This window comes from Pedobacter sp. 01N416, assembly GCF_056399685.1.
This window is the reverse complement of the sequence record NZ_JBFTRT010000070.1, coordinates 1-15,491: the sequence shown is the minus strand read 5'-3', so window position 1 is coordinate 15,491 and position 15,491 is coordinate 1. Positions and strand designations below refer to the sequence as shown.

Here is a 15,491-nt window from a genome sequence, read left to right as displayed (position 1 = left end):
TATTTATTTGGAAAGCAATGGCAGTACCTTTTAGCTTGGCTCCGGTCCCGCTAATGTTCCTGCCCCGATAGAAAATCGGGACATCCACTTATATCGGGTTTAGGTGGGTTGGATTGAGGTACTATGTGCCAGCTACATCATAATTGATTAAAAAAGACAAAGCCGGCAAATGCCAGCTTTGTCTTTTTTTCTAAGATCGTCATGCTGTCCCGAATGTTCGGGATCAGCGTCTTTCTGGCACGTAAACCCTTAACCAGATGAAAAATTAGCACAGGGCAATAACCAATTATTATTTCTTAACCATTTCCCTTTTGGCCCTAATGTATTGGTTTGGCCATTCGGTATCATCGCCAAGCACTTGCGCCGCATGTGTAGGAAAATAAGCATCACGTAACGATTCGCGGGCAATAAAAATCAAATCAGCTTTGCCTTGTTCTAAAATTTCTTCCGCCTGCCGCGCCCCTACAATCACCCCCACAGCACCTGTATAAATGCCAATTTCATTTCTGATCTTATCAGCAAAAGGAACCTGATAGTTTGGTCCCGCAGGGATAAATGCATCAGGCACATTACCACCCGATGAGGTATCAATTAAATCAACACCGCGATCTTTTAACACCGCTGCCAATTGTAGCGAGTCGTTCTCGTTCCAGCCACCTTCCGTCCAATCCGTTGCAGAAATGCGAACAAATAAAGGCAAATTTTCTGGCCATACCGATTGTACAGCTTCAACCACATCGATTACCAAACGAATACGGTTTTCGAAACTTCCGCCATAAACATCTGTACGTTTATTGCTCAGCGGACTAAAAAACTGATGCAGTAAATAACCGTGCGCAGCATGTATTTCTACAACTTTATAGCCTGCATCCAATGCACGTTTAGCAGCTGCCCGGAAAGCAAAAACAATATCCTGAATCTCTGATATCGTTAATTCATGTGGTTCAACCTGTCCTGGCTTAAAAGAAATTGGAGATGGCGCAACTGGTTTCCAGCTATTTTCACCAGCGGCAATTTGTTCGCCACCTTTCCAGGGCACTTCACAACTGGCTTTTCTACCTGCGTGCGCCAACTGGATGCCCGCAATAGCCCCATTATTATGAATAAATGAAACAATCTGTTTCAATTTATCTACATGTTCATCTTTCCAAATGCCCAAATCGGCATAGGTGATTCTTCCATCGGCAGTTACTGCAGAAGCTTCCTGGATAATTAAACCTGCACCACCAACGGCACGGCTTCCTAAATGCACCAAATGCCAATCGGTTGCAAAACCATCAACAGCAGAATACTGACACATTGGCGAAATAACAATTCTATTTTTTAAGGTTACATCCTTTATGGTAAAAGGAGAAAATAATTTAGACATATCGTGTGATTTGCTTTTCCACAAACATACAATCTCCTCATCAAGGATGTTTTAATGCAACAGTTATTAAACTCATATTTTACCTTTCCATGGCGGAGTGCGTGGAGCGATGAGCGCATATCTATTTTTTAACCACAAAGAACACAGAGAAAATTACAGAGGGCACAAAGCGCATCGTTTTAGATCGCAAATCAATTTCCTCATCCATTTTACGTTTTCCGTGTCAAACGCCCACCGCTATTCGCTTACCGCTAAACTTTTTTCTACAAAAATTTGGAGATTACCAAACAACATCATACATTAGTGTATTATTTAACTAATACAGTAGATATGATAAATATTAACAATCTTAATTTTGGCTACAGCAAGCATAAGCCATTATTTAAAAATATGAGCATGCGGTTAAGCAATGGTCATATTTACGGTTTGCTTGGAAAAAATGGCGCTGGCAAATCGAGCTTATTAAAAAATCTGGCCGGTTTAGTATATGCACAGAGCGGCACCTTGGAGGTAATGGGCTTTAATCCAGCAAAAAGACAACCCGCACTATTAGAGCAGATTTGTTTTATACCTGAAGAATTTTATTTGCCTTCAGTAAAAATAGATGCCTATTTAAAAGCAAATGCTCCATTTTACAAAAATTTCGATCACCAGTATTTTACCGATCTGATTAAGGAATTTGATATTCCGGTTGAACAGAAACTCATCAACATGAGCTATGGCCAGAAGAAAAAAGTAATTATCGCCTTTGGACTGGCTACACAAGCCAAACTGGTTATTATGGATGAGCCGACTAACGGTTTAGACATTCCTTCTAAAGCGCAGTTCAGAAAAATTATGGCTTCTGCGATGACAGACGAACGGTGTATCATCATCTCTACCCACCAGGTTAGGGATTTAGATAATCTGATCGATACGGTGATTATGCTCGATGAAAATGATGTAGCACTTAAAGCTTCGGTAGAAGAAATTACCGCAAAGTTAACTTTCAAAAAAGTAAAGGAAATTGATGACAGCATTATTTATGCAGAGGCATCACTCTCTGGTTATAATGCGGTAATGCCAAATTATCATCAAGAAGACAGCAAATTAGATATGGAGCTTCTTTTCAATGCCATACTTGCAGAAAAAATCAAATTTAAACCTTTATTCAGTTAAGCGATGAACAACACATTTAATATCAACCGATTTGGCTTATTGCTTAAAAGACAGTGGTTAGAYTTTGGGAAAATCTATCTGATCAGCCTTGTTGTGCTGTTGGGAATAGTAGTAGGCTTTTATAGTTATAGTATTCCATCGCCACTTAAAGACAATAATTTTGACTACGACGGCAACCTCGATATGCGTTTCCGCTACCCTCTTTTCCTGATTTTGGGATTTGTTTTTATCAGCATCGTAGCCAGTAGCTATTTTAATATCCTGGGACAGAAATCGAGGGCCATTTTAGAACTGATGACACCCGCTTCAGTATTCGAAAAATTTCTGGCAGGTGTAGTTTACACTGCAATAATAAGTTTGTTTAGCTATCTGTTAATCTTTTATTTAACAGATTTGGCCTTTGTAAAATACCTGAACGGTCACCTTGAAGCCTTTAAAGGCCTCTTACCAAAAAACGGGGCTGTTAGAGAAGTTGAAACGATTACTTATCAGGTATTTAATGATGAAGGCTATAGAAAATATTGCGGCTACTTTTTTGCTTTCCCCTTTCTCATTACCAGCCTGTTCCTGTTAGGATCTGTCTATTTTAACCGTTTTCACTATATCAAAACGGCTCTTTCGGCTATGGTTTTCATTGGCCTAGCTTCTTACCTGGTGGTTAAACTTTCGATATGGCTAATGGAGGGTAAAGTTGCTAATCATCATCATTTTAGAAAAGAAGATAAAGACTGGGTTTTGCTAACAATTTTATTGGCAACAAGCATCATCACCCTAATTATTTGGACGATTACTTACATCCGTCTTAAAGAAAAAGAAGTTTAATTAAAAGGTATAGATATGGAATTTAGAGATAACAAGGCAATATACCTTCAAATTGCAGAATACGTTTGTGAACATATTTTGCTCGGAAAATGGAAAGCCGAAGAAAAAGTACCCTCAGTTAGGGAATTAGCGGTTGAACTTGAGGTTAACCCAAATACAGTAATGCGTACTTACGAATTACTGCAAAATAAGAGCATTATCAATAATAAAAGGGGAATCGGCTTTTTTGTTGGCGATGATGCCATTGACCATGTGAAAAGCTATAGAAAAGTGCTATTTATGGACGATGAGCTTCCCGTAGTATTCAGAAACATTTATTTATTGAATATTGGCTTTGATGAACTGAAAAGCAAATACGAAACATTTGTAAAAGAAAATTTTAACGCTTAAAAATATGAAAACAAGCAATAAACTATTAATTAGCCTGGCGGTGCTATTAATTGTTATACCGATTTTAGTGGTAGGCATAAATATCAAGGTAAATTATAAAGAAAAAGGTCCTGAAGACACCTATTTAGGAACACAAAACATCAACAATGAGTCTTTTGAACAAAAATCAAAAGAAAGGGTTAGCATTTCATTGCAATCGCCTTTCAATGCAGTTCAGATTAAAGATGCAAAGGGTTTTAGTGTACAACTTTTTGTAAAAGAAGATAATAAGTATGGCCTTAAGATTCCCGAAAAGTTTAAAAATGATTTAAAGTATGAGGTAGATGCAAACGGCGTACTTCAACTATCGATTAAAAATTTTAGTGAGGATAATGGCATTGAAAAAATTGTTATCGTTATTTATTGTCCAAAAATTAACAAAGCTTCAGTTGCTAACGCAGATCTCCTGGAATTTAGTGCCCATTCAGATTCCTTACTGTTGGATATTGATAATGGAGGAAGTTTATTCTTATCGGGAGACATTACAACCAACGATGAGAAAGGAAAAATAACAAGTGTTATCAACCCAACCAAAATCGGAAAACTTTACCTCAATCTAAACAAAACTAAGTTTAGTGGTTTTACCAACGCTTTTAAAGATTTATATATTACGGCAAATAAATCAGAAATTGAAATCGGAAACACGGATGACAATAGCAAAAAACCTTTCCCTTTTGATAATCTGAGTATCAAAACAACAGATACATCGAGTGTAAAACTGCAAAACGTTAAAGTGAAAACCTTTGCAGGTGATTTTTCAGATGCAACAACATTACAGATCCCTACACCTTTGCTTAAGCAGCTATTTAAGAAATAATTTTAATGAGGCTGTACCATAAGGTTAAATTCAAGCCCCGTCACGTTGAGCTTGTCGAAACGCTTTATCAAAAGCACTTAAACAGTTCCTTCGACAAGCTCAGGATGACAACTCTATATTTATGATACACTCATTTTTTACGATTTAATGTATTTACAAATACCTTTTATTCCTCTTATGTAAAAAGGGCATGATTTTTAAGCTAACTAATTGGCAAAAGTTTAACTTGGGCCAATTAGCTTTTTAGTTTTTACATCATTACCCATTATGAAGAGATATTTTCTTTTATTTGCCCTCAGCCTGTTCGTTTTTAGCCATGTACGTGCACAAAAAATAGATACCCTATCTATCACCCTTGATAACGTTAAATACCCATATCCAGTTAAATATTTCCCTATCAATACCGAAGGGCAAGATATTAAAATGGCCTATATGGATGTTGCACCAACCGCAGCAGCCAATGGAAAAACAGCCATCTTATTCCATGGAAAAAATTTTGGAGGTTATTACTGGGGCAATGTAATTAAAGCATTAACCAACATCGGTTACCGGGTTATTGTACCTGATCAAATTGGTTTTGGCAAATCATCTAAGGCATTTATCCATTACAGTTTCCACCAAATGGCTACCTGGAATAAAAGGCTTCTAGATACCTTGGGCGTTCAAAAAACCGTAGTTTTAGGTCATAGTATGGGTGGTATGCTGGCTACACGCTTTGCTTTGATGTACCCGGAAACAACTGAAAAACTCTTGCTCGAAAATCCAATCGGGCTAGAAGATTATAAAACTTTCATTCCTTACATCACCACTGCACAACAGTACCAAACGGAACTTAAAACCACGCCTGAAAGCGTACGAAGGTATTACCAAGGCTCTTATTTTACGTATTGGAAACCCGAATACGAATACCTGGTGAGCATTGCGGGAGGGGTAACCAATAGTTCCGACTACCCGCGCTGGGCTAAAGTTGCTGCACTAACTTACACCATGATTTATGAACAACCTGTGGTCTACGAATTTCAGAATTTAAAGGTTCCTACCGTTTTGTTCATTGGTAAGGAAGATAAAACCATCGTCGGCAAAGGCCTGCTTACGCCAGATCAACAGGCTTTACACGGGCAATATAAACTTTTAGGGAAGCAGACTGCAGCCAAAATTATCGGCGCTAAAATTATCGAATTTGATGCCTGCGGACATATTCCGCATATCGAAATTCCGACGGAATTTCTGGTGGCTTTGACAGGTAGTTTGTAGTTTTCTATAAGACCTCGCAGGTTTTTGAAACCTGCGAGGTCTAAATGAGTTAATTAACCTCTTTCCCTACAATTTTATTAATACCCTGCATTTCGAAATCGATGTCCTGCCCCATCGATTTCATTTTACCATACAGCTCAACACGGAGGTGGCTGTTAAGTACAATTCCCGTTTTCATATCAAGTGAAGTTTCTCCGGAGTTGGTTCCTTGTAAATCAGTTTCCATTTTGTTGCCCATCACTTCAAAATTTCCTTTTGAAACCAATGTGCCTTTTACGCCTAGTATAGCAATGCCGTCTTTTACCTCCTTCAATGTGTATTGTGTAATTGTTTCAATGGGCATACTCATCTGCATTTTGGTATCAACCGTCCAGCTGTCGCCTATTTTAACGGGTTTATCAGGGTAAATTTTAAATGACGATTCCATGGTCTGTTTCACCACCTCGTTGCTAAATTGTTTACTTAAAGCATTTTTAATCTGTTTAACCTGACTGGTATCCTTAGTCATCCTTGCCGCCATATTATCGAGCATTTTATCGATACCAGCAACTGTTTTAATCCCACCATTTGGGGTTACGGTCATATAAAAAGACGCCCCTTTTAAGCCGCTAAAAGGATTCTTTTTGGTACTATCCTGATCATCTGAATTGAGGGTCATGGTGTTGCCCATCGCTACAGATTTCATGAAAATTCTGTTGTATATTACTTTCACATCCTTTTCGCCGCTATGACCTTCGGTAATATCAAAAGTATAATCTGTTCCAATGCTTTGGGTTAAATGCACATCGCGGCCAGCAATTTTCTGGTTAATGATCTGTTCGGAAGTAAGTGTGAAATCGTACTTATAACCCGTTGGGTAATTTTGTCTTAACACATAGGTTTTCTGTGCAAAAGCAGTTATAGAGACCAGGCTCCAGATGATTGTTGCAAATATTTTTATTTGATAATTGACCATTTTAACCTGCAGGCTGTTGCGCAAAAATGCGGCTTAACTGAGAATATAATTCCGGATGTTTTTCCCTTAACTGTTCAGGTTTTTCAAAGAAATATTCAGAAACCACAGCAAAAAATTCAGCCTGATTGGTAATGGCATAAGGGTTAATATCCGATTTATTGTCTTCAATTTTTTCCATTTCCTCATGCATCATCTTAATCCAGGGCAAAGTATATTCATGTGCAATTAAATTCTCTGGAACACCATCTGTTGCGCCGTCAGATTTATCCAAAAGGTGCACAAATTCGTGTATAGCCGTATTTTCTTTCCCTGCACTTTTAGAAAAACCATGTCGCAAGGCCGAGCGTGATAAAATCATCTGTCCATTCATATAACCCGTTCCTACCATACCCATAATATTCCTTTCGCCACCTTCAAACTGAAAATCTTTATTAAAAGTATCCGGATACAATAAAACGCTAGTTAAGTTTTTGTATTGCCAATCGTCAAAACCAAAAATGGGGATAACTGCGCTCGAGGCAATCAGCAACTCGTCTAATGTTGTCATTTCTAAACCCACCGCTTCTATCTTAACCGTGCTGAAAAACGCGGCCACTTTCTGCTCAAACCTCAGCTTATCCGTCGAATCGAGATTATGGTAATACCCTACATAATCATCCAGTATCTTTTGGTCTACATCCGTTAAAGGCTCAACAGTAGCCTTCTTTTTTTTAAGGATGAGATAAAGGGCAATTAGAAAAATAGGAATTAAGTAGGCAAGTGGAAGCGAGTTCATAATAAGGATTGTACGGATTTAAAGGATTGCACAGATTTAGGGTGATTATAAGAATTTAACAGATGGAGAGATAAGGGTTAGCTTTCGATAATTTCTAATTGGGTCAAAACATCCTCGCGTGTAACCGGATAAGGTTGATTGTTGTTTATTGCTTGATAAACAGCTTCGAAAAGCGGTAAATAACTTCCTACTTCTGATGGAATTGTCTCCTCGGTTTTATGGCCTTCAGCATCAATGGTTGTTAATAAACCATCTTTACTTGCGGGCTCAACGCCGTACCCCGGATCGGTTAATTTCATACCCGCCAGCAACTGTTCTTCCTGAATATCCGTTCTTTGTTTAATAAAACTTCCATTTACGCCATGTAAAACAAATCCTGCCTGTGGGTTTACCACCAACATGCTCGAAGTAACAAAAACATACAAACTATTAGGGTAACTCAGTTGGATCGAGAAATAATCGTCGACCAAAGTACCTACCCTATTCTTACCCAGAATTTTATGGTAACTCAATGGTTTGCCAAACAAGCAGATTACCTGGTCTAACAAGTGCGGGCCTAAATCGTATAAAAGTCCGCTGGCCTCTACCGGGTTTTCTTTAAATGCCTTCGGCCCAATTACATTTCGGTAGCGATCGTAACGCAGGTGCATTTCGTTCAATTTCCCCAGTTTACCGCTTTCAATTACCTTTTTAACCGAGGTAAAATCACTGTCCCAACGGCGGTTCTGGTAGAAAAAGATTTGTTTTCCTACACTATCGGCAAGCTCAAAAAGCTCCTTTGCCTGCGCAGCTGTTGCCGTAAATGGTTTTTCAACCAGAATATGCTTATGCCTGGTTAATGCCGCTTTCGAATGCTCATAATGAAGATTATTGGGTGTATTAATAACAACCAATTCTATTTCTGCATCATTTAAAAGCTCATCAACGCTATTATAACTTGTAATATTGGGATAATCGTTAACTGCAATTTTATGGCTGCGTTCTACTATAGCCTTTAAATTAAACCCACTATGTGCCTGTAAAAAAGGAGCATGGAAAACCTTCCCCGACATGCCATAAGCTAATAAACCGGCATTAATTGTTTTATTGATATTCGTATCCATAGGTTATAAATGTAGCTAAAAATACAATTACGATTCAAGCTTTATGTTAAAACAGCAAAGCTTTTACTTATGCCTTACACCTTTTTACATTATCTTTGCAAGATATGAAGCCGTCGGAGATTAATGCCAAGTGGAAAGTTTTACAGGAAAAGATTTCAAAGGAATTTGATTCGGATTTTCCTGATTTAAAAGTAATGCTTTTTCTAATTGGTGTTCAGGAATTGGGCAAAGGGCCAAAGAAATACAGCAAACGCCAAAAAGAGGAACTGATGCACATTGCTACCTGCCGTTTATTGAGCGAAATGGGCTTTTATGAGCTTGAGGGCTTAGATCAGGATGGCTGGCCACACTGGAAATTAATTAAAGCAATACCTCCCTACACCATGCTCGAGCAGGAAATGCTGATGAAATCGCTTGTGGTAAGTTATTTCGAAGATATTTATTCTTAGTAAGCAGTTTTTAGCCACTTTTGCCTAACACGATTGTCATACTGAACTCGTTTCAGCATCCTTCCTGCTAGATAGACCCTGAAATAAATTACCTTCGGTGAGCTCGCTTAATCCTCGGTTTACTGCGTAGCTTTTCGCTGCGCTACAGGTCATGGTGAAGAACAGGGAAAGATATAAGATTCTTTCTTTTTGGAAAGCAAGGCCATTTGCTTTTTTTAATGTCAGCCGGGCTTTTCGCTATATCTCCCAATCCGATGAAGAATCGGGATCGGGAGGATGCCGCTTCAATCCCGTTTAGATCATTCAGTTTGTGCAAGTATTTGGGACTGCAGGGCGGTTAGAAAACTTCGTAAGTTTGGCGTGGCCAGCACAAAACCCAAGTTAACTAAACCTGATAGAAACGGAAAGTCCGTAACGAAGTGGAGGCTTGAAGTGGCTAGCAGGGCTTTCTGAACCGATGTGCACAGGAACCTGCTTTTCAAAAAACAGACTAGTTTATTATCTAGTGTCAGATGGTAACATCTGACACCACAACTAACTCTGCAAGAAAACTTACGAAGTCTATCAGACTCGCAGCCCAAGCCGACTTCGTAAGTTTCATGCGGCAACAAAAAAAACCCGGTGGAGTACACCGGGGCTGCATTTATAATGACCTCATAGGTAGAGGGAAATTGCGATATTATCCTTGTTTCTGTGCTGTCGCTTTTAATGCATCGTTAGCAACGATTACAATCTCTACACGACGGTTAGCTGCACGGCCTGCATCAGTTTCGTTATCTGCAATTGGCTCAGCAAAACCTTTACCAATGGTAACTAACCTTGATGATGGAACACCTTGAGATACCGCATAAGCTTTAACCGCTGCTGCTCTTCTTTCCGATAGGCCCATATTATATTGTTCTGTACCACGGCTATCGGTATGACCGATAATTTTGATATCAGTATCAGGATATTGATTTAATGAAGAAGCTAAACTCTGGATGTTTGTTTTAGCCGCATCTTTCAAAGCCGTTTTATCGAAATCGAATAAAATACCACTGTCGAATTTTACAATAATTCCTTCACCTTCACGAATAACTTCTGCGTTAGGAATAGCTTTCTGAATTTCAGCTGCCTGTCTGTCCATTCTACGGCCGATAAAAGCTCCCGCTGTACCGCCAATAGCACCACCAATTAGTGCACCTACTGCTGTATTACCGGCTTTTTTACCGATCAATGCACCAATAACACCACCAGCTGCAGCACCAATACCAGCTCCTTTTTGTGTTTTAGTTAAACTATCACAACTTTGGAATGCCATCGAACCTACTGCTAACCCTATACTTAATGTCGCTATTCTTACTTTTGAAATACTCATAATAATCTAGATTTATAATTTCTACTCCTTATATTCAAACACAATGCCAAAAAATTACCGAACTGTATTTTCTGTCTGTTTTGACCAAATTTTACCCTAAATAAAAATTATACGCACAAAAAAAGAGTTCCCGAATAACGGAGACTCTTCGATAATGTATCATTCTTAGTACAAAAACTAGGCAGAGAAATAACTCTCCAACTCTTTCAATGTATTTTCGTCTGTTTTAAAATCTTTAATTACCTGCCCTTTTTCAACCAAAATGATCCGGTTACAAACGTCGGTAACGTGGTTTAAATCATGACTGGAAATAAAGGTAGTCATGTTGCCTGTTTGCTCTTTCAACAATTTCTTTAAACGGATCTGCGTGGTTGGATCGAGGTTGGCAAAAGGCTCATCTAAAATTAAAATTTCTGGCTTCTGCATCAGGGCAGCCGCAATTCCTACTTTATTCTGATTTCCTTTACTAAAATCGCGGATGTATTTTCCACTGTTTAATATTTCTCCATTAAAGAACTCACCGTATTGACTTAGATAGGCAGAAACATCTGCTACACTTAAGTTATTCAAACTGCCAATAAAAATAAAATACTCCTCAGGGGTTAAATAATCAATCAGAAAACCTTCATCCAAAAATGATGCAGTATAATTCTTCCAGTTATCGTTGTGCATTACATTTTCGCCTTTTGATAAAACCTCTCCATTAGTTGGACGGATTAAATCTAAAAGCATCCGGAAGAAAGTGGTTTTACCAGCGCCGTTATTTCCAACCAAGCCAACGGTTTCGCCAGCGGCAATCTGCAGATCTTCGATGTTTACAACGGTTTTATCGCCATAAACTTTTTGTAAATTCTTAACTTCTAAAATCATAATTATTCTCTAAAGCCTTCGGCTATTTTATAACGTTGTAATTCTAATCTTTTTGCAATATAATTAACCCAAAAGCCCCTCAGCAATAACATAGCCAGGCCAAAAACAGATACAGCAACCAATCCCCAATAAGGTTTATCGAGTTTGCCAAAAGGCAAATAAATTAAAATGGGGGTAAGTGCATAAGGGAACATTAATAGCCATTGCGTAGCCCCCGTACCCTGATAGTTAAAGCTTGCCGCTTTGGTAATATCTAATCTTTTATAGTTTAACGTAGCAAGGTAAAGTACTACTACAGTTCCGAAACCAATATTGTATAAATAGGCCGCCAAGTGTAAGAGTAATAACTTCGGACTTAAAAACCCATAAAAACTCGCCAATAAGGTAATAATGGTACAGCCAATGGTAAATAGTAAAAATTTAGCCCTGATGTAATCTTTAAAATTGATTTTATTGGCTAATATCCCGTCAAAATGGGCACTTTGCCATGCAAACATAAACTGGCCATAAATAATAATAGAAACACCAGTCATAAAAATTGCACCGAACATCATTTGTCCGAAAGCATCGCGATCTATTGCTTTTTCTTTATAAAAAATAAAGCCGTAGAACAGGAAGAAGAAACCAAGAATAACCGAAGAACGAGGGCGTTTGTGGCGAAGGATTAATTTCAGCTCTAAAGCTGCCAGTTCGCCAACTTTACCAAAGCGGTTAAGGAAAGCATAATCGGTACTGCCTTTTTTCTCTTGCTTTGTACTTAATTCTTCTACATATAAATTTTTACGCAAGAAATTAGAATTGAAGTAAAAAATACCAATGGCAGCAATTGTAAATACAAAACCATATAACGGCTGTGCAGCGATGGCCCTGAACTGCACCAAGGCTCGGAGCAATTTTGATGAAACAGAACGGAAGAAAAATAAAAAATGGCCAAAGGTTAAATGCTGAGAACAGTGCTTTAACATTTAAAAATTTAATGATCTTACTCTTCTGGATTTTGAGATGCAGGTAAGGAATGATACTTAATGTTGGCAACTCCTGAAACTGCATGCGCATGATAAAATCGAATGCAAAATAATAGAGGATAATGCCGTTAAAGCTTGTTAGAATGTTTTGATCTGGAAAAATTTTCGGAAGAAAAATACTCATTCCAAAGCCTACTCCAACGGCTACAGCAAAGAAATAGAGCATAAAAAAGCCCAAAACAATCTGGCCAGCAATACTACTGCCCCTGTTTCGCGAACGCCAGAAAGATTTTCTTTGATGGCTTAAAAAAGTACTCAGCATATTTAGTTTAGGTGTTTGATTTTAGTCAATATATCTATTAGTATGCATTCAGCAAAAAATGTTACACTAATATTTGTATTTGTCTTTCCAGTTTTGCTTAAGTTTTTCACGCAACTTCTCTTCTGCAGGGTTTTTTCCCGGATCGTAGAGTTTAGTGCCACTTAATTCTTCTGGAAAATATTCTTGTGGTGAAAAATTGCCTTCATATCCATGCGAATATTGGTAATCTTTTCCATAACCGATATTTTTCATCAGTTTGGTCGGTGCATTACGGATATGCAAAGGCACAGGCAAATTTCCAGTCTGCTTAACCAAAGCCTGTGCTTTATTAATGGCCTCATAAGATGCATTGCTTTTAGGCGAACTGGCCAGATAGGTTACACACTGCGATAAAATAATCCGCGCCTCCGGATAACCGATTACATTTACCGCAGTAAAACAGTTATTGGCTAAAAGCAGGGCATTAGGATTGGCATTGCCAATATCTTCTGAAGACAAGATCAGTAATCTACGGGCAATGAACAACGGATCTTCACCTCCTTCTATCATCCGGGCCAGCCAATAAACGGCGGCATTGGGATCGCTGCCACGGATGGATTTGATAAAGGCCGAAATGATATCGTAGTGTTGCTCTCCGGCTTTATCGTATAACGCAAGGTTCTGCTGTGCATGCGCCAGCACATTTTCGTTGGTAAGTACAATTTTATTTCCACCGATGCCATTAATGGCAATTTCGAGCACGTTTAACAATTTCCGCGCATCACCACCCGATAAACGGATCAATGCTTCGTGCTCTTTTATAGCAATATTCTTCTCTGAAAGAATGCTATCTTTTTTAATGGCTGTTTCCAATAAACCCGCTAACTCCGTTTCAGTTAACGATTTTAAAATGTAGACCTGACAGCGGGAAAGTAAAGCGGAGATCACCTCGAAAGATGGATTTTCGGTTGTGGCACCAATTAAGGTAACCAAACCTCTTTCTACTGCTCCCAACAAACTATCCTGCTGCGATTTGCTAAAACGGTGAATCTCATCGATAAACAGAATGGGTAGGCCTAAAAAACTATCCTTCAGCTGTGCGGCCCTGTCGATCACCTCCCGAATATCTTTCACGCCACTGTTAATGGCGCTTAAGTTAAAAAAAGGACGATCTAATGCCTGCGAAATAATATAGGCTAAAGTTGTTTTACCCACACCCGGAGGTCCCCAAAAAATCATGGAGGGAAGCTGACTGCTTTCGATCGCTTTGCGCAATACTGCACCTTCTCCAACTAAATGCTGTTGACCAACATATTCATCGAGATTTTGAGGGCGCATACGTTCGGCTAAAGGAGGCAGGTTTTGCATAATGGTAAATATATAAAAATTGAGTATTTTGTTTGTCGATAATTTACTAACCAAATATTGAAAGCATAACGCTTAGCTAAAACAAAAGGACGGATGCTTTAGTTCTAACTTATTACTATGGACATTAAAAACTTAGATCACCTTGTACTAACGGTTGCCAATTTAGAAAGCACCTGCAAGTTTTACAGCCTTGCCCTGGGAATGGAAATTATTGAATTTGGCGAAAACAGAAAGGCTTTGAAATTTGGGAATCAGAAAATTAACCTGCACCAATATGGAGGTGAGTTTGAACCAAAAGCTTTCAAACCCATGCCCGGAACAGCCGATCTATGTTTTATTACCGATTTCCCCTTACGCGAAGTGATGCAGGAACTTAAAGAAAAATGCATCGAAATTGAGGAAGGGCCTGTAGAACGCACTGGCGCCAATGGGAAAATCATCTCTATTTACCTCCGCGACCCGGATATGAATTTAATTGAGGTGAGTAATTATTTGTAAACTCCTCGCAAAGACTTTTTGCCACGGAAGCACAGATTGACACGGAGATTGTAACGCTTTCATCGTCCTCGTTTGCAACGAGGATGGAGGAGAAAGGCGATTTTATCGCCATTTAGTTTGTTTATCTGCATTACAAATGCAGATCTCGATAATCCTCGTTACAAACGAGGACTACTTAAGTTGTTTAAAGAAAGGTCTTCGACAGGCTCAGACTGACACATCAACATTTCATTACAAAAAAGGGATGTTTTGATTGCATTAAGATTCCCAATCAAGTTGGGAATGACGCCCCATATTGTATTAAGCTCCAAGAAATTAGTCCTCAATTTTAGAATGGTGTTTGGTATCTTTCATGGTGGTATATAAAATCAGTGAGATTAAAATACATCCGGTTACATACCAATAGAAGTAATTTTCATGGCCGATATTTTTAAACCAAAGCGCAAAATATTCTGCCGTTCCGCCAAAAATGGCAACAGTTAAAGCATAAGGTAAACCTACGCCCAAAGCCCTGATTTCAGCGGGAAACAGTTCTGCCTTAACTACGGCATTAATGCTAGTGTAACCGCTTACAATAATCAAAGCGCCAATCATCAGCAAGAATATGATAGTAGTATTGGTTTCTCCCGCCAAACCGGTTAAAATTGGATAAGTACATAAAGTACCCAGCACACCAAAACCAATTAATAAAGGTTTACGCCCAATTTTATCGGATAACAGGCCAAACAGCGGCTGCATAATGGCAAAAACCAACAGAGAAATGAATGATAATGTTGTAGAGGTTTCTTTACTCAGGTGAACCGTATTCACCAAAAATTTCTGCATATAAGTGCTAAATGTATAAAAGGCAATCGTTCCGCCCAAAGTTAAGCCTACTACGGTAAAAACTTCCTTTGGATATTTCATCAGTACCGTAATGCCACCTTTTTTGTCTCCCGAGTTTTTGCTTTTAAAAGCCGAGGTTTCGTCGATATGTCTCCGCAGGTACAGCGCGATGAAAG

The 15,491-nt window shown here is 38.7% G+C and carries 17 protein-coding genes; 7 read left to right on the top strand and 10 right to left on the bottom strand.

Going from position 1 to position 15,491, the window contains the following annotated elements; all coding sequences use genetic code 11:
• Positions 1 to 289: 289 nt before the first annotated feature.
• Positions 290 to 1,369 carry an NADH:flavin oxidoreductase/NADH oxidase gene (locus AC1DND_RS06175; protein ID WP_477579965.1) on the bottom strand — a complete coding sequence of 360 codons (1,080 nt, stop codon included), beginning with the start codon at positions 1,367 to 1,369 and terminating at the stop codon, positions 290 to 292.
• Between the two features lie 330 nt (positions 1,370 to 1,699).
• Here AC1DND_RS06175 and AC1DND_RS06170 point away from each other — a divergent pair, with 330 nt between their 5' ends.
• From AC1DND_RS06170 to AC1DND_RS06150, 5 genes are all read left to right on the top strand, one after another.
• Positions 1,700 to 2,527, top strand: a complete 828-nt coding sequence (locus AC1DND_RS06170; protein ID WP_477579963.1) for an ABC transporter ATP-binding protein — start codon at positions 1,700 to 1,702, stop codon at positions 2,525 to 2,527.
• Between the two features lie 3 nt (positions 2,528 to 2,530).
• Entirely contained in the window at positions 2,531 to 3,349 is an 819-nt protein-coding gene (locus AC1DND_RS06165; protein ID WP_477579961.1) for a hypothetical protein, read from the top strand.
• A 15-nt stretch (positions 3,350 to 3,364) separates the two neighbouring features.
• The gene (locus AC1DND_RS06160; protein WP_116249211.1) at positions 3,365 to 3,739 is read left to right on the top strand and encodes a GntR family transcriptional regulator; all 375 of its coding nucleotides are present in this window, start codon (positions 3,365 to 3,367) and stop codon (positions 3,737 to 3,739) included.
• Positions 3,740 to 3,743: 4 nt separating this feature from the next.
• Positions 3,744 to 4,595 carry a hypothetical protein gene (locus AC1DND_RS06155; RefSeq protein WP_477579959.1) on the top strand — a complete coding sequence of 284 codons (852 nt, stop codon included), beginning with the start codon at positions 3,744 to 3,746 and terminating at the stop codon, positions 4,593 to 4,595.
• A gap of 267 nt (positions 4,596 to 4,862) precedes the next feature.
• The gene (locus tag AC1DND_RS06150; protein ID WP_477579957.1) at positions 4,863 to 5,849 is read left to right on the top strand and encodes an alpha/beta fold hydrolase; all 987 of its coding nucleotides are present in this window, start codon (positions 4,863 to 4,865) and stop codon (positions 5,847 to 5,849) included.
• Between the two features lie 49 nt (positions 5,850 to 5,898).
• Here the strand turns inward: AC1DND_RS06150 and AC1DND_RS06145 are convergent, their stop codons facing one another.
• From AC1DND_RS06145 to AC1DND_RS06135, 3 genes are all read right to left on the bottom strand, one after another.
• Positions 5,899 to 6,828 (bottom strand): DUF6263 family protein, encoded by a 930-nt coding sequence (locus tag AC1DND_RS06145; RefSeq protein ID WP_477579955.1) that lies wholly within the window; start codon positions 6,826 to 6,828, stop codon positions 5,899 to 5,901.
• Complete coding sequence (locus tag AC1DND_RS06140) at positions 6,806 to 7,579, bottom strand: M90 family metallopeptidase (RefSeq protein ID WP_477579953.1); 774 nt, start codon at positions 7,577 to 7,579, stop codon at positions 6,806 to 6,808. The genes AC1DND_RS06145 and AC1DND_RS06140 overlap by 23 nt, the downstream gene beginning before the upstream one ends.
• Positions 7,580 to 7,656: 77 nt before the next feature.
• Positions 7,657 to 8,682, bottom strand: a complete 1,026-nt coding sequence (locus AC1DND_RS06135; RefSeq protein ID WP_477579951.1) for a Gfo/Idh/MocA family oxidoreductase — start codon at positions 8,680 to 8,682, stop codon at positions 7,657 to 7,659.
• A 104-nt stretch (positions 8,683 to 8,786) separates the two neighbouring features.
• Here AC1DND_RS06135 and AC1DND_RS06130 point away from each other — a divergent pair, with 104 nt between their 5' ends.
• A complete protein-coding gene (locus AC1DND_RS06130) occupies positions 8,787 to 9,131 on the top strand; it encodes a hypothetical protein (protein ID WP_131028267.1) in 345 nt (114 codons plus the stop codon).
• Between the two features lie 679 nt (positions 9,132 to 9,810).
• On the opposite strand, the gene AC1DND_RS06125 is transcribed toward AC1DND_RS06130, so the two are convergent.
• The 5 genes from AC1DND_RS06125 to AC1DND_RS06105 all read right to left on the bottom strand — a co-directional run bounded on the left by AC1DND_RS06125 (position 9,811) and on the right by AC1DND_RS06105 (position 13,992).
• Positions 9,811 to 10,488: a YiaD family glycine zipper/OmpA-like lipoprotein gene (locus AC1DND_RS06125; protein WP_029274435.1), complete on the bottom strand. Its 678-nt coding sequence runs from the start codon at positions 10,486 to 10,488 to the stop codon at positions 9,811 to 9,813.
• Positions 10,489 to 10,665: 177 nt separating this feature from the next.
• On the bottom strand, positions 10,666 to 11,358 hold the full coding sequence (locus tag AC1DND_RS06120; RefSeq protein WP_477579948.1) for an ABC transporter ATP-binding protein: 693 nt from the start codon (positions 11,356 to 11,358) through the stop codon (positions 10,666 to 10,668).
• Between the two features lie 2 nt (positions 11,359 to 11,360).
• Positions 11,361 to 12,236: a DUF5687 family protein gene (locus AC1DND_RS06115; RefSeq protein WP_477579966.1), complete on the bottom strand. Its 876-nt coding sequence runs from the start codon at positions 12,234 to 12,236 to the stop codon at positions 11,361 to 11,363.
• The gene (locus AC1DND_RS06110) at positions 12,151 to 12,645 is read right to left on the bottom strand and encodes a DUF5687 family protein (protein ID WP_477579947.1); all 495 of its coding nucleotides are present in this window, start codon (positions 12,643 to 12,645) and stop codon (positions 12,151 to 12,153) included. Before AC1DND_RS06110 ends, AC1DND_RS06115 begins: the two co-directional genes overlap by 86 nt.
• A 66-nt stretch (positions 12,646 to 12,711) precedes the next feature.
• Positions 12,712 to 13,992, bottom strand: coding sequence for a replication-associated recombination protein A (locus tag AC1DND_RS06105; protein WP_477579945.1), 1,281 nt, complete (start codon positions 13,990 to 13,992; stop codon positions 12,712 to 12,714).
• Between the two features lie 117 nt (positions 13,993 to 14,109).
• On the opposite strand from AC1DND_RS06105, the gene AC1DND_RS06100 reads away from it, so the two are divergent.
• Positions 14,110 to 14,490, top strand: a complete 381-nt coding sequence (locus tag AC1DND_RS06100) for a VOC family protein (RefSeq protein ID WP_477579943.1) — start codon at positions 14,110 to 14,112, stop codon at positions 14,488 to 14,490.
• Positions 14,491 to 14,805: 315 nt separating this feature from the next.
• Here the strand turns inward: AC1DND_RS06100 and AC1DND_RS06095 are convergent.
• Positions 14,806 to 15,491 (bottom strand): MFS transporter (locus AC1DND_RS06095; protein WP_477579941.1); only part of this gene is annotated, 686 nt, incomplete at its 5' end.

Excerpts from the sequence above, each read along its gene's own strand:
- AC1DND_RS06175 (WP_477579965.1), bottom strand. The coding sequence starts at position 1,369 with ATGTCTAAATTATTTTCTCCTTTTACCATAAAGGATGTAACCTTAAAA.
- AC1DND_RS06170 (WP_477579963.1), top strand. The coding sequence starts at position 1,700 with ATGATAAATATTAACAATCTTAATTTTGGCTACAGCAAGCATAAGCCA.
- AC1DND_RS06160 (WP_116249211.1), top strand. The coding sequence starts at position 3,365 with ATGGAATTTAGAGATAACAAGGCAATATACCTTCAAATTGCAGAATAC.
- AC1DND_RS06155 (WP_477579959.1), top strand. The coding sequence starts at position 3,744 with ATGAAAACAAGCAATAAACTATTAATTAGCCTGGCGGTGCTATTAATT.
- AC1DND_RS06150 (WP_477579957.1), top strand. The coding sequence starts at position 4,863 with ATGAAGAGATATTTTCTTTTATTTGCCCTCAGCCTGTTCGTTTTTAGC.
- AC1DND_RS06140 (WP_477579953.1), bottom strand. The coding sequence starts at position 7,579 with ATGAACTCGCTTCCACTTGCCTACTTAATTCCTATTTTTCTAATTGCC.
- AC1DND_RS06135 (WP_477579951.1), bottom strand. The coding sequence starts at position 8,682 with ATGGATACGAATATCAATAAAACAATTAATGCCGGTTTATTAGCTTAT.
- AC1DND_RS06130 (WP_131028267.1), top strand. The coding sequence starts at position 8,787 with ATGAAGCCGTCGGAGATTAATGCCAAGTGGAAAGTTTTACAGGAAAAG.
- AC1DND_RS06125 (WP_029274435.1), bottom strand. The coding sequence starts at position 10,488 with ATGAGTATTTCAAAAGTAAGAATAGCGACATTAAGTATAGGGTTAGCA.
- AC1DND_RS06120 (WP_477579948.1), bottom strand. The coding sequence starts at position 11,358 with ATGATTTTAGAAGTTAAGAATTTACAAAAAGTTTATGGCGATAAAACC.
- AC1DND_RS06110 (WP_477579947.1), bottom strand. The coding sequence starts at position 12,645 with ATGCTGAGTACTTTTTTAAGCCATCAAAGAAAATCTTTCTGGCGTTCG.
- AC1DND_RS06105 (WP_477579945.1), bottom strand. The coding sequence starts at position 13,992 with ATGCAAAACCTGCCTCCTTTAGCCGAACGTATGCGCCCTCAAAATCTC.
- AC1DND_RS06100 (WP_477579943.1), top strand. The coding sequence starts at position 14,110 with ATGGACATTAAAAACTTAGATCACCTTGTACTAACGGTTGCCAATTTA.